General features: G+C 34.9%; 18 protein-coding genes and 1 riboswitch. Of the genes, 2 read left to right on the forward strand and 16 right to left on the reverse strand.

The window, feature by feature from the left end; genetic code table 11:
* Nucleotides 1–480: 480 nt before the first annotated feature.
* A complete protein-coding gene (locus tag BMX10_RS09760; protein WP_090443142.1) occupies nucleotides 481–687 on the reverse strand; it encodes a small, acid-soluble spore protein, alpha/beta type in 207 nt (68 codons plus the stop codon).
* A 218-nt stretch (nucleotides 688–905) separates the two neighbouring features.
* Here BMX10_RS09760 and BMX10_RS09765 point away from each other — a divergent pair, with 218 nt between their 5' ends.
* Nucleotides 906–1,754 (forward strand): DegV family protein, encoded by an 849-nt coding sequence (locus BMX10_RS09765; protein ID WP_090443145.1) that lies wholly within the window; start codon nucleotides 906–908, stop codon nucleotides 1,752–1,754.
* Between the two features lie 9 nt (nucleotides 1,755–1,763).
* On the opposite strand, the gene BMX10_RS09770 is transcribed toward BMX10_RS09765, so the two are convergent.
* The 4 genes from BMX10_RS09770 to BMX10_RS09785 form a co-directional block, all read right to left on the reverse strand.
* Nucleotides 1,764–2,696 carry a DUF362 domain-containing protein gene (locus tag BMX10_RS09770; protein ID WP_090443147.1) on the reverse strand — a complete coding sequence of 311 codons (933 nt, stop codon included), beginning with the start codon at nucleotides 2,694–2,696 and terminating at the stop codon, nucleotides 1,764–1,766.
* Nucleotides 2,697–2,821: 125 nt separating this feature from the next.
* A complete protein-coding gene (locus BMX10_RS09775; RefSeq protein ID WP_090443149.1) occupies nucleotides 2,822–4,630 on the reverse strand; it encodes a 5'-nucleotidase C-terminal domain-containing protein in 1,809 nt (602 codons plus the stop codon).
* 247 nt (nucleotides 4,631–4,877) lie between these two features.
* Complete coding sequence (locus BMX10_RS09780; RefSeq protein WP_090443152.1) at nucleotides 4,878–6,026, reverse strand: DUF362 domain-containing protein; 1,149 nt, start codon at nucleotides 6,024–6,026, stop codon at nucleotides 4,878–4,880.
* A 6-nt stretch (nucleotides 6,027–6,032) separates the two neighbouring features.
* Nucleotides 6,033–6,863 carry a Cof-type HAD-IIB family hydrolase gene (locus BMX10_RS09785; RefSeq protein ID WP_090443156.1) on the reverse strand — a complete coding sequence of 277 codons (831 nt, stop codon included), beginning with the start codon at nucleotides 6,861–6,863 and terminating at the stop codon, nucleotides 6,033–6,035.
* Between the two features lie 266 nt (nucleotides 6,864–7,129).
* On the opposite strand from BMX10_RS09785, the gene BMX10_RS09790 reads away from it, so the two are divergent.
* On the forward strand, nucleotides 7,130–7,540 hold the full coding sequence (locus BMX10_RS09790) for a transcriptional regulator PerR (RefSeq protein WP_090443159.1): 411 nt from the start codon (nucleotides 7,130–7,132) through the stop codon (nucleotides 7,538–7,540).
* 11 nt (nucleotides 7,541–7,551) lie between these two features.
* Here BMX10_RS09790 and cobD read toward each other — a convergent pair whose 3' ends face one another.
* From cobD to BMX10_RS09845, 11 genes are all read right to left on the reverse strand, one after another.
* Nucleotides 7,552–8,643 carry a threonine-phosphate decarboxylase CobD gene (gene cobD, locus BMX10_RS09795; protein WP_170834767.1) on the reverse strand — a complete coding sequence of 364 codons (1,092 nt, stop codon included), beginning with the start codon at nucleotides 8,641–8,643 and terminating at the stop codon, nucleotides 7,552–7,554.
* Nucleotides 8,640–9,596 carry an adenosylcobinamide-phosphate synthase CbiB gene (gene cbiB, locus BMX10_RS09800; protein ID WP_090443164.1) on the reverse strand — a complete coding sequence of 319 codons (957 nt, stop codon included), beginning with the start codon at nucleotides 9,594–9,596 and terminating at the stop codon, nucleotides 8,640–8,642. The genes cobD and cbiB overlap by 4 nt, the downstream gene beginning before the upstream one ends.
* Nucleotides 9,597–9,598: 2 nt before the next feature.
* Nucleotides 9,599–11,125, reverse strand: a complete 1,527-nt coding sequence (locus BMX10_RS09805; protein ID WP_244272690.1) for a cobyric acid synthase — start codon at nucleotides 11,123–11,125, stop codon at nucleotides 9,599–9,601.
* 11 nt (nucleotides 11,126–11,136) lie between these two features.
* Nucleotides 11,137–11,925, reverse strand: a complete 789-nt coding sequence (locus BMX10_RS09810) for an ABC transporter ATP-binding protein (protein WP_090443168.1) — start codon at nucleotides 11,923–11,925, stop codon at nucleotides 11,137–11,139.
* A gap of 13 nt (nucleotides 11,926–11,938) precedes the next feature.
* The gene (locus BMX10_RS09815; protein WP_090443171.1) at nucleotides 11,939–12,979 is read right to left on the reverse strand and encodes a FecCD family ABC transporter permease; all 1,041 of its coding nucleotides are present in this window, start codon (nucleotides 12,977–12,979) and stop codon (nucleotides 11,939–11,941) included.
* Between the two features lie 52 nt (nucleotides 12,980–13,031).
* On the reverse strand, nucleotides 13,032–14,006 hold the full coding sequence (locus BMX10_RS09820) for an ABC transporter substrate-binding protein (protein ID WP_090443174.1): 975 nt from the start codon (nucleotides 14,004–14,006) through the stop codon (nucleotides 13,032–13,034).
* Nucleotides 13,996–14,640, reverse strand: a complete 645-nt coding sequence (locus BMX10_RS09825; protein WP_090443177.1) for a histidine phosphatase family protein — start codon at nucleotides 14,638–14,640, stop codon at nucleotides 13,996–13,998. The genes BMX10_RS09820 and BMX10_RS09825 overlap by 11 nt, the downstream gene beginning before the upstream one ends.
* A 22-nt stretch (nucleotides 14,641–14,662) precedes the next feature.
* Nucleotides 14,663–15,400 (reverse strand): adenosylcobinamide-GDP ribazoletransferase, encoded by a 738-nt coding sequence (gene cobS / locus BMX10_RS09830; protein ID WP_090443180.1) that lies wholly within the window; start codon nucleotides 15,398–15,400, stop codon nucleotides 14,663–14,665.
* Complete coding sequence (locus BMX10_RS09835) at nucleotides 15,400–15,945, reverse strand: cob(I)yrinic acid a,c-diamide adenosyltransferase (protein ID WP_090443183.1); 546 nt, start codon at nucleotides 15,943–15,945, stop codon at nucleotides 15,400–15,402. The genes cobS and BMX10_RS09835 overlap by 1 nt, the downstream gene beginning before the upstream one ends.
* A gap of 15 nt (nucleotides 15,946–15,960) precedes the next feature.
* The gene (gene cobU / locus BMX10_RS09840) at nucleotides 15,961–16,524 is read right to left on the reverse strand and encodes a bifunctional adenosylcobinamide kinase/adenosylcobinamide-phosphate guanylyltransferase (RefSeq protein ID WP_090443186.1); all 564 of its coding nucleotides are present in this window, start codon (nucleotides 16,522–16,524) and stop codon (nucleotides 15,961–15,963) included.
* A 106-nt stretch (nucleotides 16,525–16,630) separates the two neighbouring features.
* Nucleotides 16,631–16,809, reverse strand: a riboswitch (cobalamin riboswitch).
* A 116-nt stretch (nucleotides 16,810–16,925) separates the two neighbouring features.
* Nucleotides 16,926–18,065: a CAP domain-containing protein gene (locus BMX10_RS09845; RefSeq protein ID WP_090443188.1), complete on the reverse strand. Its 1,140-nt coding sequence runs from the start codon at nucleotides 18,063–18,065 to the stop codon at nucleotides 16,926–16,928.
* Nucleotides 18,066–18,302: the final 237 nt, after the last annotated feature.

Consider the following 18,302-nt stretch of genomic DNA (forward strand, 5'->3'; position numbering starts at 1 on the left):
CACAAGCTTCATGAGTGGAAGCGTCCTTTAAACGAAGTCGATATGCTGACAAATGCCGATAATATGCCGGGCAAATGGCAGCTACTGATCTACTTAGGGCAACAAACCATCCTCTCACAACAAAACCAACCTTCCCCTTAAATGTGCCTTTGCACTTTTGCTAAACTTCATCGTTTCACCATCAATGCTGTGGGTTCCAGAGCATTATTTGTGGTATCATCAATCTATTTTTTTGATGTTTTCTTCTTTTAAGAAGGTACTCCCCCCACAAATCATGTTGTAAAATTTTGTTTCTTAGTTTTCATAACCTACTTTACACTATCATAGTTTATAGTAATAATATTCTTTTCATAGAGATAATTTGTATTGTATACTACTATAAATATTTCATAAAATAGAAATAGTGCTTTTATCGCAAAAAAATAAGGTAGATTTCTCTACCTGAGATTGTTAGAATCATTACGAAAATCCATTTCAATTCTATTTTTTCTTATACTTATGAACTAAATCTTTTTTACCCATATCAATTAACTGAGTTGTCATGATTCCACCTATAGCTCCACCATAATATCCGGCTATAGGAGATGGTATATCAGACCTATCAATTCCTAATTCCTTTGCAATTTCATAGTTTTCATCAATAATTTTCTTTTCATCTATTTCTGTTTTTTTTCTTTTTTTATGCATAATGAAATCACCTCGTTAATATTGTATGTAAAAAACATCTCTTGATACCAGTTAATATACGAGGATAAATTTACATGACTTTTTAATCTATATATATATATGCTATAATCTCTATAGAGAAGTAAATTTTTGCAAAAATGAAAAAGACTTTTCCCGTCTGCTAAATAAATAGATATATAGATATTGAAAAAAATGTATTATGTATAGGAGGAATCAAAATGAGTGAAGTGCAAATCATTACAGATAGCACTGGTGACCTTTCTTCGGAAATACTAATCAAAAAAAATATTGCTGTTATACCATTGTATGTAGTTTTTGAAGAGAATACCTATAGAGATGGTGTAGACATAAACCCAAAAGAATTATTTAAAAAGGTTGATGAAACCAAAGAGTTGCCCAAAACCTCAGCACCAACGCCAGCTGATTTTCATAACATATTTAGACCCTACATTGAAACAGAAAAAAGTATTGTCTATATTGGATTGTCTTCAAATTTGTCTTCAACAATACAAAATGCCAAAATTGCAGCTGCAGAATTTCCTAAGGATAGAATACATATTGTAGATTCCCTTAACCTATCAGCTGGTATTGGCTTACTAGCTTTACAGGCTGTTGATTATGCGGCGAAGGGGCTTAGTGCTAAGGAAATTGCTGTGGAAATAAAAGAAACAATTCCAAAAATGAAATCCTGGTTTATGATTGATACCATGGATTATTTGAAAAAAGGCGGAAGATGCTCATCTATCCAAAGCTTCATAGGCAATATACTGAAAATTAGACCTTTGTTAAAGGTGATAGATGGAAAAATAATTCTCCATCAAAAAATAAGGGGTAAAAAAGAAAAAACCTTGAAAGCTTTTTGTGAGGAAGTATTATGCCATAAAGATAAGATGAACTTAAATAGAGTCGTTGTTATTCATGCTCTCGCAGAGGAGGATGCACTCTATTTAAAGAATAGTTTGCAGCAAGCACTAGCTATTAAGGAGATTGTCTTTCTAGAGGCTGGATGTGTTATATCCAGCCATTGTGGCCCTAAAACCGTTGGGATTATGTATGCCTTAAAATAATAATTTTGTTTATTGGCTACCATGAATGTCTTTTATCACACTATTTGCATCTAAGAGGATTTCTTGCCCGTAGGCAGCTTTAGAAAACAGTTTTTCTGCTTCTTCTAAAGTTAAGCCCTTTATGGTCATTTTTTTTGGATCTGCTTCTCCTGCTCCTTCTTTATACAATCGATAGATATATTGTACAGCCTGAGGTAAAAAGCCCAATAACCTAGCGCCTACTGCATCAGCAGCTACTGGATCTGTCGCTGCTATAATTAAGCCTTCAGTATTTACCGCTTTACCATCGCTAGGGCCTGTGCCAATCATGGTTTTGTCTAAGCTTATAATAGCTAAATCTATGGGAATCTTTTTGGCCATAGCAACAATAAATCCATGTAAATCCTCATGAATTCCTGTTTTCTTTTTAGGGAATCCATGGACTTCTGCAGGAGGCCACCCTAGTGCTATATTTTTTATGGAGGCACTTACAGTAGCCTCTTCATGCTGCTTCAATTGTGTAAAGCTTATGAGGACATCAGTTTCTTCCAGCAATCTATTTATCTTTGTTTTTCTTATAATCTTATCCTCTAATTCCATCTCTATATAGGGTCCATAATTTAAATCGATAAATTCTACCTTTTCATCCTCTATAATTTTATTATAGCCTACTGTTTGAAATACCTTTTGAGTATCATCTCCACCGGACCCAGTGGCTATAACCACTTTTTGTGGCTTCTTATTTTTTACATATTGTATTAATTTCTTCAGAGTTTCAGGTCCAACAACAGTAGCGGTATAAGGGGGCTTTGCCTTTACCCAGTTGGGGGTTATCACTACCCTGTCTCCCTCTTTTATTATTTCATCAATTGGCAATAGATTGATGGCTTCTATTATTGACTGCTGTTCAGACTGGTTATGGGTTATGGACACAATAGGTTCTTCAATTTTTCTTCTCCTCATCTTTATTACCTCCACCCTGTTTTTCCTTTATTTGTCCCCATTCATTATAATCTTATACACAGGTAAAGATGAATAAACAAAAAAACGTAGCTCCTTAAGCGCTACGTTTTTTTGTTCAATTATAATTATTTAGAGATTACTATCTCTTGTCCTGGTAATATTAAGTTTGGATTACTGATATTGTTTAGTTCTTGTAATACTTCCCATGTTGTGTCATATTTCATTGCAATTGTTGATAACCAATCTCCTGCTTGAACAACATAGATGATTGTTGTTACTTCTTCCACTGGTACTTCAACAACTGGCTCTTCCACTACCTCTTCAACCTCTACTACTTCTTCTACCACTTCTTCTTCAACTATTTCTTCTGCTACTTCTTCAGCTATTTCTTCCTCTTGGATTTCTATAGCAGTGATACGACCTTCTACTACTGGTTCAATTACACCTTTTTCTTGGATGTAGCTAATTAAAGCCTCATCCATTGCCATTAATGTTCTAATTGATGGGGTAGCTTGAATCATGGTATATCCATCACCACCAGCGGCAATAAAGTCATTGGTAGCTAAAGTATATTCTTTATCCATTTCTAATGGCGCGCCATTAATCATAATATCAACAATACGGTCACCTACAGATTTGTTTAAATCTATTTTATAGCTCATACCTGCTACATGAGGGAAAGCTCCCTTTAATTCAGGATAAGCATCAGTGCCCATTTCTAACGCCTCTTTAATAACTGCTCCCGTTACCTCTTTTACTTCTAGAGAATTACCAAATGGGAAAACTGTTATAATATCTTTTCGAGTTATTTCTCCTGCTTCAATGGATGTACGGATTCCTCCACCATTGGTTAGAGCTACATCAGCTCCAGTAGCATGAATAAATACATCAGTAATCAGGTTTCCTAGGTTGGTTTCTCCAGCTCTTACTTGTTCTCTTTCACCGTCAAGAGTGACAACAGTCTCACCAACTACTTCGCTCATTACGGCTTCATTGATTTCATCAATTTCATTAATGATCTCCATAATTGCTGCATCTTCTTCTGTTTCTTCCACTGCATCTTTTGAAATCAAGCTAGCATTTATAGATGCCACACTGCCATTTTCTATAACTAGTTCAACAACCCCTAGATACTTTCCGTATTCTCCAGCACTTACTAATAATGTATCTCCTAGGATGAGTCCTTCTTCAAATAAAGTATGGCTATGTCCATCTACAAATAAATCAATTCCTTGAACTTCTTCTATAACCTTTATGCTGGTATCCACACTTTCTTCATCTATGCCTAAATGTCCAAGGGCAACGATAATGTCTACTTTCTCCTGTAATTCCTCCACCATTTCTGCTGCAGCTTCTACAGGATCACCAAAGGTTAACCCCTCTACCCCTTTAGGGTGTGATTTAAATAGGGTTTCTGGTGTAGCTAAGCCAAATATTCCTATCTTTACTCCATCAATTTCTTTAACTACATAGGCATCCAATAGATTAGTACCATCAGCTTTCTTTACATTGGCTGCAAGGATAGGAAATTCTGCCATCCCGTCTAATTCAACCAATCTTTCCTGTCCATAGTTAAAATCATGATTTCCTGCCGCCATTGCATCATAACCAATGGCATTCATAATAGTTACTATGCTTTCTCCCTCTACACTAGTAGCGATTGGTAATCCATGCAAGGTATCTCCAGCATCTAACAACAATGTGTTAGGATTTGCCTCCCTCATCTCATTTACCAGTGTGGCAATTTTGCCAAAGCCCATACCATCATAGGCACCTTCCAGTACTCTACCATGGATGTCATTCGTATGTAGAATAGTAATGACAACTTCCTCTGTCTCGTTAGCAAAGGCAAATACCATGGAAGATAGCACCATAGCAGTGACTAGTAGACCAACCAATAGTCTGCTAAAAAAAACATTGTTATTTCTTTTCATATAAATCCTCCTTTCTATATTTAAATCACTTCTCTTATGGAAATGATTTATCAGATATATATTTCAATATAATGAAAGATTTTCCTGCTTTTTTGTTATATAAATGTAATGTTTTTTAATAACACTTTAGATATCCGACCTTAATTTCTAATATGCTAAGGGTTACATTTGCAGCCCGCAGTTTTTAGCATCATAATAAATTATATCTAGTAAAATTTAGCCTTAGAAGCACATGTCTATAATTAAGCTACATTCTCATCAGTCGTCCTATGATCTTTGGCCTCTTAATCTTCACTGCTTTTTTAGGACATAGCTCATGACAGCAAAAACACCGGATACATTTTTCTAAATCTGCATACGGCTTTTTCTCCTTCATGGTAATAGCCTTCGGTGGACAGCATATTTCGCAATCCTTGCAGCCTACACAATCATTATGATCAAAGATTGGCTTTGGCTGACAAAGTGATGTTAAGTAATTCTCTAAGAAAACCGGCACTCTACCTTTAAAGAAATTAATACTGGCTATATTGGGAGATTTAAATTTTTCTACTCGACAAGCTTCAATTGTCTCCCCCTTTAATAAATAATCATCAAAAGTATTTTTGACAAGTCCTCTCTCTACACACCTCTTTACAGTAGGAATATCTGAAGGATTGATTCCAATTAACTGAGCTGCAACCACATCTAAATGGTAGGGACTATTGGATGCTATCACTACCCCTACATTTCTTGGTTCCCCAGCTGATGGTCCTTCTCCTTCCATCCCAACAATACCATCCATGATAGATAATACTGGCTTTGCATATAAGCAAACATCCACCAGCATATTTGAAAAATCTTTGATATCCGGCATCTTAAAATGATATTCCACCTTTAGCATCCCAGGGATAATACCAAATAGATTTTTTACAGCTCCCGTAAACAAAGCCATGCCATGAGTCTTCAGCTTAGATACAGATATGACCGCATCAACCTCCTGTAGCACCTTGATGGCATTTATTCTTTTTAACAGCATCCCTTCAGGATGATTGTCTTCATACTCATCTGTGTTGTAATTCAATATAAATCCACTTTCCTCGGCGATTTTTTCTATGCCACAGGCCTTATAAATCCCCTTTAAGGCTCTGGTTGTGAAGGGTCCTCCTGGACTATCACCGATGATTACCTTACAGCCATACTCCATTAATATATCTCCTAAAGCCTTAACAAAAATGGGGTGGGTTGTAACAGCTTCTTCAGGTCTTTTTTTCATCAACAGGTTAAGCTTTAGTAAAACTGTTTGGCCTTTTTCTATGTATTTCTCTAGTCCACCTAAATGCTGAATTCCCACCTCTATTGTTTTTTTCGTTTTATAATAATCATAATCCTTACATTTTGTTAAAGATACAGCATTCATATCATCCTATGCCTCCTGAAATACAATCCTTTTAATACCTTCTGCTACGCCGTCCTCATCATTAGCAGCTGTAATATAATCTGACTGCTGTAGTACATAATCCTCCCCATTGCCCATGGCTACAAAGGTTTCCACATAGTCCTTCATTGATAAGTCGTTATAATTATCTCCAAAGGCAATTATTTCATTTTTCTTTATGCCCAATTTTTTTGCTAAAGCTTCGATGGCCTTACCTTTTGAAACATCTTTATTCATAATTTCTATATTGTTATGCCAAGACTTATCGATTTGTATAGAGTTCATCTGGGCTATGATTTTTTTCACTCTTTCAAGCTTATTTGAATCTTCATCAATTATCAATACTTTCAAAACATCTATATCAGTATTTTTCAAAAATCTTATAGCATCCTGGAGATGTACAATATTGATCCTATCTTCTTCTTTTTGTAATAAATTCCATTGATGATATCTTAATGAACTATGCTTTAATTCCTCTATGTAGAAAACCTCTTGGTCATAAAAATGAAAATATATATCATGAGCTTTACATATTTCTGCTATTGCGATGACATCTTCTTTTGTCATTGGATTATGATAGATGATTTCATTGGTATATAGATCTCTTATTAGGCCGCCATTGCATGCAATTATTGGGGTAGCTATTCCTAATAATTTCCCATAGAATCTTGCAGAGGTATAAATTCTCCCGGTGGCAATGGCGATATAAATGCCTTTATCAATTGCTTCCTTCAAGGTTTTTTTATTTTCCAAGCTTATTTCATGCTTGCTGTTTAATAATGTCCCATCCATATCTACTACAATAAGCTTATACTCCATTTTGAACCCTCCTCTTTTTTTAACTAGGTTCCCGTTGTATCCTTTTTAGTATACTATCTTTTCAAAGAAATTAAAAATCCAGGATATAGTACTTAGTCTCTCCCTTATATAAAACCTTTCATTACAACCACTACATATAGGCCAAATAATATTTTAAATATTTCCTCAAATTAAAGCTAGATTGAATTGACAAAATATTAACACTGGCCTATAATGGAGATATACTACTAAATAATAATATTTTTATATTAAAGGGGGATTGAAGGGTGGACACATTAATAAAGTTATTAAGAGAGAAAAATTGTAAAATCACACCACAAAGGATAGCTATTTATCATGCATTAAATGATTCAAAGGAACATCCTAATGCTGAAGCTATTTATAAGAAATTGGCTCCTGCTTATCCAACCATAAGTTTAGCAACTGTATATAAGTCATTAGAGCTTTTTTCAGAACTAGGATTAGTGCAAGTCATCAATATTGGCGAGAACAGCTTTCGATATGATTCAAATACTACTAGTCATCCCCACGTAGTTTGCAATATATGCCAAAGAGTTGAGGATCTAGATAACGAATTTTTTCAACATCTATCTGAGAGAGTTGAAAGCTTGTGTGATTATAAGATTAAAAATCAACAGCTTTGCTTTTATGGTACCTGTGCCAATTGTATCGTCTAAATCCTTATTGTTTAATCACTTATTTCATTCAATATTTTTTTTAGTGCCTTTAGGAAAACGTTGTTTTGTTCCGGAATCTTAATAGCTACTCTAAAGAATTTATCGTCTAGATTTGTGAAATTACTACAGTCTCTTATTAAAATCTTTTGTTGTAGTAATTTTTCTTTTAGATGATGTGCATTGCTATCTGTTTTTAGTATTTTTATCAAAATAAAATTCACTGAAGGTGGAAAAGCTTTTATCCCTTCTATATTTTGTAACGCTTTAAAAAAACGTCTTTTTTCCTTTCTAAGCCATTGGTGGGTTGCTTCTACATAATTATCTTCTGCTAACAATACCTCTCCAAAATAACCAGCAAATGTATTTAAACACCATGGTAAAGTGTTTTTGTTGATCTCTTCAATCATGGTTTTATCACTACATACACCAAATCCCAATCTTAATCCCGGTACACCATAAAACTTTGTAAAGGCTCTAACAATTACTATGTTCTTGTGCTTTTTATAGTACGGTAGCATACTATATAAGGGCTGGTCCTCGACAAAATCCATAAAAGCTTCGTCAATCATTAAATATACTTGATGCTGTTGGCATTTCAGTAATATCTTTTCTATTTTTTGCATTTCAATCAATCGACTGGTGGGATTGTTAGGATTGCATAAAACAACTAGGTCAATGGTATCATCTATTTTTTCTATCAATGCATCTATATTTAAATCAAAATTATCTTCCTCCTGTAAAGGAACCTCAACAATCGTACTTTCACAGGATTTCAGTGCCTTTTCATATTCGCTAAAGGTTGGAGCTAAAATAATACTTTTTTGAGGCTTAATCCTATGGATTGTATCAAAAATCACTTGAGCAGCACCATTTCCTACAAAAATATCTTCCTTAATTAGAGAATAGTACTGAGAGATGGCTGCCTTTAAATCCTCATAATAAATATCTGGGTAGTATTGAAGATCCTCCATTCTATCCTGTATAATTCTTTTTAGTGATTTAGGAAGCCCTAATGGATTTATATTAGCACTATAATCTAAAAGAGTCTTTCTATCTAGCTTTTCTTTTCTTTCAATTTCAAATATATTACCTCCATGTGTCATTTTAACATTCCACCCATCACTAAATTCAATGCCGAAAAACATATAACAGCTATCGCTGATGACCAATACATTAAATCAATGGTCATAATAATATTTTTTTTGCTCAGTTTTTCAAGGGACTTCCCAATAGTAGGTTTAAAAACCTCTTTACCAAAGTACTTGTTGATGCCTCCCAATTGTATCCTTAATGCACCTGCTACAGCAGCTTCAGGATACCCTGCATTTGGGCTGCTGTGATTCCGTCCATCTGAAATAACAGTTTTTATAGATCCCATATAATCCCTTTTTCTAAAAAAGGCAGCTATAACAATAAAGATAGCTGTTAATCTTGCAGGGATATAGTTAACAATATCATCTAACTTCGCTGAAAATCTGCCAAAGTATAGGTATTTATCATTTTTATATCCTACCATGGAATCCAAGGTGTTTATTGCCTTATAAGCCATGGCTAATGGAACACCTCCAATCACTAAATATAACATTGGAGCAATGACTCCATCAGAAATGTTCTCACCTATTGTTTCAACAGTGGCCCTTACGATTTCCTTTTCCTCCAAGTCCTTGGTTTCCCTGCCTACAATATAGGATAAAGCTGTCCTTGCCTCCTCTATTGTAGATGTTTCTAGCTTTTCATAAACTTTTCTCGTTTCTTTATCTAAACTTTTTGTCGCCAAAACTGTATAACCTAAGATAATAGATAAAGATATTCCTAAATAGTTATTTAGAAAAAATGCACCTTTAATAAGGCTAAGAGTAATCAGGTAGGTTGAAGCTACAACAATAACTGTCAACAGGCCTCCCATAAAAAACTGATGCTTTTTGCTTCTCTCTAAATCTAAAAGCCTTTTCTCTAGACTTATAATTAAGTTCCCTATCCATCTGACGGGATGAGGAAAGCCCTGAGGATCTCCCAGCAGCAAATCTAAAAAATATGCGCCTATTAAGATCTTCAACCTTATCCCTCCAATATTTCATATATTTTTTGCAGGTCTATGTTTTCCCTCACGAGATTTGCAAGCTTTTGGTATTCGTTATCCTTATACTGCTCAAGTGATATTTGCTGTTGTGTAGAGGGTGCTAATCCTTTCTTCTTCAGTATATTTCCAATGATTTTTTCAGTAAAGCTTATTTCATCAAATATACCATGGATGTAGGTTCCAAAAACTCGCCCCTCCCTGTCTACAGCTCCATCCGTATATTCTGTTTCTTTCCCTAGCTTTTCTGTGATTTTAAGAAGGGGTTCTGCATCTTTTCCCAGCTTTGTTCTCCCCATATGTATTTCATAGCCTTTAATGGTACTATTTTTACAGCGGTTTAATATCCCCTTATTCTCAAAGATTACTTCTGCTTGTACCTGGGTTGTAACCTTTTCTCCTTCAAAGATGGTTTCCACATCCAGAAGACCTAGTCCCCTTATCTGTGGCATACTGCTCTCTACTCCTTGGGGGTCTAGTACTTTTCTTCCTAGCATTTGATAACCGCCGCAAATACCAATAATATAGCTTCCATTTTTGTAAGCTTTTATTATCTCCTTTTCTAAACCACTTTCTCTTAAATACTTTAAATCAGAAATTGTATTTTTAGAGCCTGGAATAATAACAATATCAGGATAATCTATAGAATCTCTCTCTGTTATATAGCGAATGTTTACATCCGGTAAAATCTCAAAAACATGGAAATCTGTAAAGTTGGAGATATGAGGCAGTCTAATGACTTCAACAGTAACCTTTCCTTCTTGATTTATATTTTTTTGAAATCGCTGGGTTACACTATCTTCATCTTCTATATTAAAATTGCCGTAGGGTATTACCCCTAATACTGGAATGCCGGTTAAATCCTCTAGCATCTTCAAGCCCGGTGCTAAAATACTTTTATCTCCACGAAATTTATTGATCAGTATTCCTTTTACTCGTTTTCTTTCTTCTTCTCTTAGTAACATAATGGTACCATATAGGGATGCAAAAACTCCACCTCTATCAATATCGCCAATTAATAACACTGGGCTATCAGCTATTTCTGCCATTCCCATATTTACAATGTCCTTATCTCTTAAGTTTATTTCTGCTGGACTCCCTGCTCCTTCAATTACTACAATATCATTGTTGCTGCTTAATTCTTGGTATATTTCTTGGATCATATTCTTTAGCTGTGGTTTAAAGTCATGGTATTCTACTGCCGTCATGTTGTTGTATACCTTACCCTTTATGATTACTTGAGCAAAAGCATCCCCAGTTGGCTTCAGTAGGATTGGGTTCATAGATGCTGAGGGCTTCACCTTTGCAGCTTCTGCTTGAAACACTTGGGCTCTTCCCATCTCTAAGCCTTCTTCAGTAATAAAAGAGTTTAATGCCATATTTTGAGATTTGAAGGGAACTACCTTATACCCGTCCTGCTGAAAGATTCTACAGAATGCCGCTGTTAATAAGCTTTTTCCTACTGACGATGCTGTCCCTTGCAACATAATATTTTTCCCTTTTTTCATTCCCTCACTCCTTATTTTTTTACAGAGATAGGCGTTACCTGTAGATAGCCTGTGTGTATATTTCTATCTACAATCATTTCCATGTTATAGGCTTTTTTTAGGTGATTCACTGTAATAACCTCTTCTGTAGACCCCATGGTAATCATATTTCCTTCATATAATAGCAATACCTCTTTACTATACCTAGCAGCCAGATTCAAATCATGCAATACTGCTACAATAGTAACATCTTTTTCTTGATTTAGCCTTCTTAATAAGTCTAGTATTTCAATTTGGTGATGAATATCTAGGGCTGAAGTGGGTTCATCTAGTAATATTACTTTGGGCTCTTGAGCTAAAGCTCTAGCTATAATGACTCTTTGTCTTTCCCCACCGCTTATTTCATTGATGGGCCTTTCTTTAAGATGCCAAGTATTTGTCAGCTTCATTACTTCCTTGACTATTGCAATGTCTTTAGATCCTTCCCTCTGGAATCGATGCAAGTGTGGATGTCTACCCATCAATACAATATCCTCTACAGTGAAGTTGTAAGCTACTTCCGTTCCTTGATGGACCACTGCCATTTGTTGAGCTAATCCTTTGGCTGTATACTCTCTTAAATCCCTTTCACCTAATATTATATTGCCTTTACATGGTTCTAGATTTCTTGCTATCATTTTTAACAAAGTTGACTTCCCCGAACCATTAGGACCAATAATACTAATAAAGGTTTTTTCCTGAATTTTAAAACCTAATCGCTTCAATATAATTTCTTCACTATACTGAAAGGTTACATCCTTAACTATAATTGATTTTCCCATATGATCACCTTGTCTATAATATCTTTTTAGTTGTTCTTAATAAATAAATAAAAAAAGGCCCTCCTGCTAAAGCAGTAATAATCCCTACAGGTACCTCTGTAGGAGCAATAATCGTTCTTGCAAAGGTATCTACAATAATTAGAAAAATACCCCCAAGGAATCCACTGGCTGGCATTAAGATTCTATGATCTGGTGACACTATCATTCTAGTAATATGTGGGATGATTAATCCTACAAAGCCTATAATCCCACTAACAGAGACAGCAAAAGCAGTAATAAATGCACTGGTTATGAGAATAATTTTTTTTGTTTTTTCTACCTCTACTCCCATGTTTTCAGCAGATTCTTCCCCCATCAGTAAAAGGTTTAAATCCTTTGCAAAAATAAATAAAACAATGCTTCCCAGAATAATTGGAAAAAAAGCTATTTGTACATGTGTCCATCCCCTTGAGGCAAAGCTCCCCATTGTCCAAAATACAATACTGGTAATATCCTTTGAGGAAATCACCATGATAAAGGACATAATAGCAGTGAAAAACTGTCCTGTAGCAATTCCAGCCAGTAATAAAGTGGTAACCGGAACCTTTGTCTTAATTCTTGCTAGGTTATATACAAGGAAGGTAGCCATCAATGCTCCAGTAAATGCAAATATAGCTACAAAGCCGATGCCTAAAAAGGCAGTGTTGAGTTTTAATAAGATAGCAATAGCTGCACCTAATGCAGCTCCTGATGATGTGCCAATAATAAAGGGGTCCGCCATTGGATTTTTCAGCATTCCCTGAAAGGCAGTACCCACAACTGATAACCCATAGCCCACTAAAAATGATAATAGTATTCTTGGTAATCTTATATTAGAAATAATAGTAACATGGCCATCCGGTATCTCCGTTAAATCGATTTTATTTCCTATAAAGGGTATATGGGATAAAATGATTTTAAAGCTGTCCATAACGCTGATGCTGGCAGCTCCTAATACTGAAGCCATCAGCATAACAAATATCAGTAGAACAAACAATCCTAAAAACATATATCGTTTTTTTAGCCTTTTTTTCATGTTCTCCTCCACAAAATCTTTCCCGCCCTATGGGCGGGAACATAGTCATTTACTAAAAAAGCTCTGGATGGATAGCTCTAGCCACTGACTCTAATGCCTCTATAATTCTAACTCCTGGTCTAGAAACAATATTGGGCTCTAATAGTTCAATCCGGTTATTTTTAACAGCAGATATTTCTGTATATCCTGGGCGAATTGTGACTTGATTAATTTTTTCAAGCTTTTCTTCTTCTGTCATATTATAAAAATCTACTACATGATCTGCCGGCATCAAATATACCTCTGGATTTCTTTCTACTAATGCCTCAATACTAAAGATAGGATAGGCGCCTTCAGCATCACCAGCAATGTTTTCTCCCCCTGCTAGAAGGATTAATTCATCCATGAAAGAGCCTGGCCCTGCTGCCATTAAGGGTTCATGCCAAATCTCATAAAAAACCTTAACAGTATCCACAGTCTTTACCTTGGCTAATACTTCATCTCTTCTTTCAGTTAATTCATTTACAATGGCCTTTGCTTCCATTTCCATGCCAGTAATTTCTCCAATGGAAAGGATTGCTTCTAATATATCTTCAATAGATTCAGGCTCATATCTTGCTATAGTAATACCAGAAGCCTTTATTTGTGCTATGGCTTCTTCATCTCCATTACCATAAACCAAAATGATATCAGGAGATAGCTCAATAATTTTTTCAATATTTAAGGTTTTGTATCCACCTATTTCTTCTTTTTCTAAAGCTTCTATAGGGTAATCACAGAATTCTGATACACCAATAATTTTATCTTCTAATCCTAAGGCAAATAATATTTCTGTATGACTTGGTACAGCGGAAATAATTTTTTCGGGTTGTTTCTCTATGACTACCTTATTTCCTAAACCATCTGTTACTTCTCTGGGAAAATCATTTACACCGTCCTCTTGAACTGCAACAGGTTCTTCAACGACAGGGTTCTCTACTGCACATCCAGTCACCATAAAAGTCAATAATAATACCAATGCAATGATTACCTGTATTTTATGCTTCATCTTTGTTGCCCTCCTTAACTTGTACTCGATCCTTTAAATGACAGCTATCATTTAATTTTGTTAACACAGCAAAATTTTCATGTATTTCCAGAACAGTGATACTGCAATGATCTATTTTAAAATTCCAATGATGCTTTATATCTCCTGTAATCAAATGTGCTATAATGCTGCGTATTACCCCAGAATGGGCCACTAAAACAATGTTATTTCCTAAGTTGTTTTGAATAATCCTATCCACAGCATTGGTTACCCTGCCATGCATCTCCTCTAGACTTTCCCCCTCAGGGAATCTAAGCTTTATATAATCCTTCTCCAGTCCTCGAAATACTTCAGGATAGTGTATTTTTATTTCTTGTAAGGTTAAGCCTTCCACCTTGCCAAAATTTAATTCCTTTAAGTCTTCAGTGGCATAGATTGGGACTTCATGATTTATCTTTATATATTCAGCGGTTTCCTTTGTGCGTTTTAAGCCGCTGGTATATATGATATCTATTGTAGTATTTTTTAATAACTGACCTAGTTTCTCTGCCTGCAGCCTTCCTTTTTGATTTAAGGAGACATTTTTCCAGCCACAGAATCTGCTATTTCGATTTTCTTCAGTTTCTCCGTGTCTGATTAAATACAACTTTGTCATAGTTCGCCCCCTGCCTTGATCTTTACATAGTTAGGTTTAATTTTCCTACTAGATATAACAAGTATAAAATCTCATTTAATTCACATAATGCGCCTAAGGTATCTCCTGTCATACCATGAATGATTTTTTTACTATGGCTTTTAAATAGATAAGAAAAAATCCATGCTATTGGTATAAATAGTAAAGTACCTCTATCTATTAACGTTATAGCTATCCCTAGGCCAGTAGCTATCATCAATTGATTGCTAGACACATTATTGATATATATATGTCCTAATCCTGTTTCTCGAGCATAGCTTATTCTGAAGCATCCATAGACAATTCCTAATCTTCCTAGCACTGGCATCAGGATTAATGCCAATAATGCCTTTTCATGAGGCAATGCTGCTAATACAAATACTTTAATAAGTATAGAAAACAAAACTGCTATAACACCATTGGTTCCTAAACGACTATCCTTCATGATTTCCAATATTCTTTCCTTACCTCGGCTACTGTAAAATCCATCAAAGGTATCCCCAAGACCATCTAAATGCAAGCCTCCTGTCAATGCTATATAGGAAGCTATTGTTATCATACTAGTAATGGTTGAATTAAAAAGATACGATAATCCCATATAAATAACGGCTAATATCAACCCTAATACTAAACCCACAAGGGGGAAAAAGATTATTCCTTTATTAAATTTCTCATCATAGGGCAGGTTTTTAGCCACAGTTACCCTTGTGAGAAACTGCAGGGTAAGTATGAATCGTTTCATTAGCTTTCAATACCTTTTCTAGCATAAATCCCTTCTTCAAAAGGATGCTTAATCATTTGCATCTCTGTAACATAATCTGCTAAATCTATTAGCTCCTTTGGAGCATCTCTTCCAGTCAGTATCATCTCAACATGGCTTGGCTTGCTTTTTAGGAGGGTCAAGACTTCATCTAAGTCAATGATTTTATTATATAAGACTGCCATTATTTCATCCATAACGATTAGATTATAGTTCTCCTCTATTAAATGTCTTTTAATGGTTTCTAAACCTTCTTTGATATTATTCTGTATTTCAATTTTTTCTTCTTCATTCAATTGAAAATAAAACTTTTTCATGGCACCAAATCTTATTAATTGTAGGTCAGGAGACATTTTTTCTATGCTATAAAGCTCTCCTGTATCATCTCCTTTTAGAAACTGTATAATCAAAACTTTAAACCCGCCCCCAGCTGTCCTAATGGCTTGCCCCAATGCTGCAGTTGTTTTTCCTTTTCCATCCCCTGTATATACATGTATTAAACCCTTTTCTAATTTATTTGTAATCATCTGTATTCCACCCTTCTATTTAATCTTATTTGGTATACCGCATACTACAAAGTATACACAATTTGCTTCTTTTGCTATATATTGATTTATTCTTCCTGCAATATCTCTAAAGATTCTTGTCATTTTATTTTCAGGAACAATTCCTAGTCCTACCTCATTGGTAATAAGGACAGATGGTATTTCCAAAGCTTTCAATCCTGCTATTAAATCTATCATTACTTCCGTTATCTTCCTTTCAAGACTGTCTATTTGTATTTGTGACGCATGATCCCAATCAATGGATTCCTCCAGCATCAAATTTGTTATCATAATGGTGATGCAATCTAAAAAAACTGCTGATATTTTCTCTTTACTAGATAAAATAACCTGAGGTATGTTTTTATATCCTTCAAGGGTAATCCAATTATCAGCCCTTCCTTTTCTATGCTTTTCTATCCGGTCCTTCATCTCATCGTCAAAAGCTTCAGCTGTTGCAACGTAAAGAACATTTCCTTTGATATCCTTTAAAAGTGATTCTCCGAAACTACTTTTGCCACTTCGAGCACCGCCAGTTACTAATGTTATATCAAAATCCCTCATAATTTCTAATCACCTCAATTGATGTAATAAAATCAAAAACCCCTACTGTTTGTGTAAGGGTTAAAAATCAGATATATATTGATTTAAACCTCCCTTCCCACCGAAGGTTTGTTCTCAGTAATTGGCAGGTCTCCTGACTCGTGATTCTCTTTACTGGCAGCACCTTCCCAGAATAATCCAGTGGTAATTGCTGTTTTCATCCTCACTTACAGTAGCGGGGGCTGTAATGGTTTTTCACCACTTTCCCTTTTAAGCCTATATAGCACCAAAACTTCTATTCATTTATCTTTATTATGTCTATCATATCAAATTGTTGTGAAAGTAGCAACACGCTATTATTCTACTATGTCAACGAAAATCATGCGGTTTGGTCATAAAAGTAGTTTGTAGTTGCTTCAAAATTAGTAGGGCGAATAAAACTTTTGTGTATAATAGGTATTATAGTTTCCGCCAAAATAAACACCAACCCCTAATCTTTCAAAGCTACCCAATATGTTTTCTCTATGGCCAATGGAATTCATCCAGTTCTGATGTGCAAATATTGCTGAGGTTTGACCAGCCGCAATGTTTTCACCTGATGTTCTCCAAGAAATCCCTTCTTTTTCTAATCTATCAGAGGGGCCTTCTCCATTGGGGTTTTTATGATCGAAAAAGTTTCTTTTCGCCATATCCTTGCTTTGTTTTCTAGCAGCCATCATAGCCTGTTGATCCCACTGAAACTGAGGTAAGTTAAAATGTACTCTGGTGGCATTAGCAAGATCAAACACTTGTTTTTCAAAGCTCTCCTTCAGTTCTTCTGTTGGTTTCCCATAAAATCCTTTTAAAGCTTCCTCTGTATTCTTCTCTATCAACTGTATCGCTATTACCTTATTGTTGTTATGAATATCAAAAAAAATGGTTGCATAATAATTGTAAATCAAATAGGTATAGTATTCCTCTGGACTACTTAAATAGTACATGGTATTATCCTTTTTAAGATACTCAAGGGGCTTACCTAATAGCTTCTCAACAGTTACTCGATCAGCTCCTATCTGAGTTTCTCCCTCAGTTTGCAATTGAGGTGAATTCGTATATATACCTACCACTTTATCTTCTTGAATACCTACTTGAAGATATTTAGAGTAGTCCCCATTGTATATATACCATTGAAAACCATATTGGCTCTCATCCTTGCGGTTAGGTTGTCCCAATGTGCTAATTACTTTTTCTACAGAATCACCGATAGCTATCTCCAGTAAAATCACATTTTTTTCTTTCTCTATTTCTTCTAGAGACCTAGAAGGGTTTCCCTTTAAAATATGATTATCTAATGATCCAAGTAAATACCTCATCTTTGACCTTATATTGGCCTCTGCATTTTTTAGTCTACTGTTATTCTCAGGCATTACTTGGAGGTTGTTATTATACCAATCTGTAAGTTTTGTGCTGCTAATCGTCATAATTATTGATTGACTTTTAGGTATGATAAGGGATGGATTTTTATAAACAGCAATTGTTAGTCCTATGACTAAAAACAATATAAGTCTTTTGAAAAGCCTCATATGAGAAACCTCCTCTGCTTATCTATTCTTTCTTTAGTTAATATTTTTCATTGGATTATTCCATAATATAATTAACATGTTTCTTTGGTGTATTATTACCCACTTCAGCGTAAATACATATTTTTTCATGTGTACTTTCAGCAGAAAAATTTTGCAGTTTAAAAATCTTTATCAGTTTTTTTCATTATATATTATTTTTATTACTAAAGATATAATAATTAAGAGAACTATTTTGTA

Source organism: Natronincola peptidivorans (assembly GCF_900111615.1).
In the GTDB taxonomy this organism is placed as follows: Bacteria; Bacillota; Clostridia; order Peptostreptococcales; family Natronincolaceae; genus Natronincola_A; species Natronincola_A peptidivorans.

Excerpts from the sequence above, each read along its gene's own strand:
- BMX10_RS09760 (WP_090443142.1), bottom strand. The coding sequence starts at position 687 with ATGCATAAAAAAAGAAAAAAAACAGAAATAGATGAAAAGAAAATTATT.
- BMX10_RS09765 (WP_090443145.1), top strand. The coding sequence starts at position 906 with ATGAGTGAAGTGCAAATCATTACAGATAGCACTGGTGACCTTTCTTCG.
- BMX10_RS09770 (WP_090443147.1), bottom strand. The coding sequence starts at position 2,696 with ATGAGGAGAAGAAAAATTGAAGAACCTATTGTGTCCATAACCCATAAC.
- BMX10_RS09775 (WP_090443149.1), bottom strand. The coding sequence starts at position 4,630 with ATGAAAAGAAATAACAATGTTTTTTTTAGCAGACTATTGGTTGGTCTA.
- BMX10_RS09780 (WP_090443152.1), bottom strand. The coding sequence starts at position 6,026 with ATGAATGCTGTATCTTTAACAAAATGTAAGGATTATGATTATTATAAA.
- BMX10_RS09785 (WP_090443156.1), bottom strand. The coding sequence starts at position 6,863 with ATGGAGTATAAGCTTATTGTAGTAGATATGGATGGGACATTATTAAAC.
- cobD (WP_170834767.1), bottom strand. The coding sequence starts at position 8,643 with ATGACACATGGAGGTAATATATTTGAAATTGAAAGAAAAGAAAAGCTA.
- BMX10_RS09805 (WP_244272690.1), bottom strand. The coding sequence starts at position 11,125 with ATGAAAAAAGGGAAAAATATTATGTTGCAAGGGACAGCATCGTCAGTA.
- BMX10_RS09810 (WP_090443168.1), bottom strand. The coding sequence starts at position 11,925 with ATGGGAAAATCAATTATAGTTAAGGATGTAACCTTTCAGTATAGTGAA.
- BMX10_RS09815 (WP_090443171.1), bottom strand. The coding sequence starts at position 12,979 with ATGAAAAAAAGGCTAAAAAAACGATATATGTTTTTAGGATTGTTTGTT.
- BMX10_RS09820 (WP_090443174.1), bottom strand. The coding sequence starts at position 14,006 with ATGAAGCATAAAATACAGGTAATCATTGCATTGGTATTATTATTGACT.
- BMX10_RS09825 (WP_090443177.1), bottom strand. The coding sequence starts at position 14,640 with ATGACAAAGTTGTATTTAATCAGACACGGAGAAACTGAAGAAAATCGA.
- cobS (WP_090443180.1), bottom strand. The coding sequence starts at position 15,400 with ATGAAACGATTCATACTTACCCTGCAGTTTCTCACAAGGGTAACTGTG.
- BMX10_RS09835 (WP_090443183.1), bottom strand. The coding sequence starts at position 15,945 with ATGATTACAAATAAATTAGAAAAGGGTTTAATACATGTATATACAGGG.
- cobU (WP_090443186.1), bottom strand. The coding sequence starts at position 16,524 with ATGAGGGATTTTGATATAACATTAGTAACTGGCGGTGCTCGAAGTGGC.
- BMX10_RS09845 (WP_090443188.1), bottom strand. The coding sequence starts at position 18,065 with ATGAGGCTTTTCAAAAGACTTATATTGTTTTTAGTCATAGGACTAACA.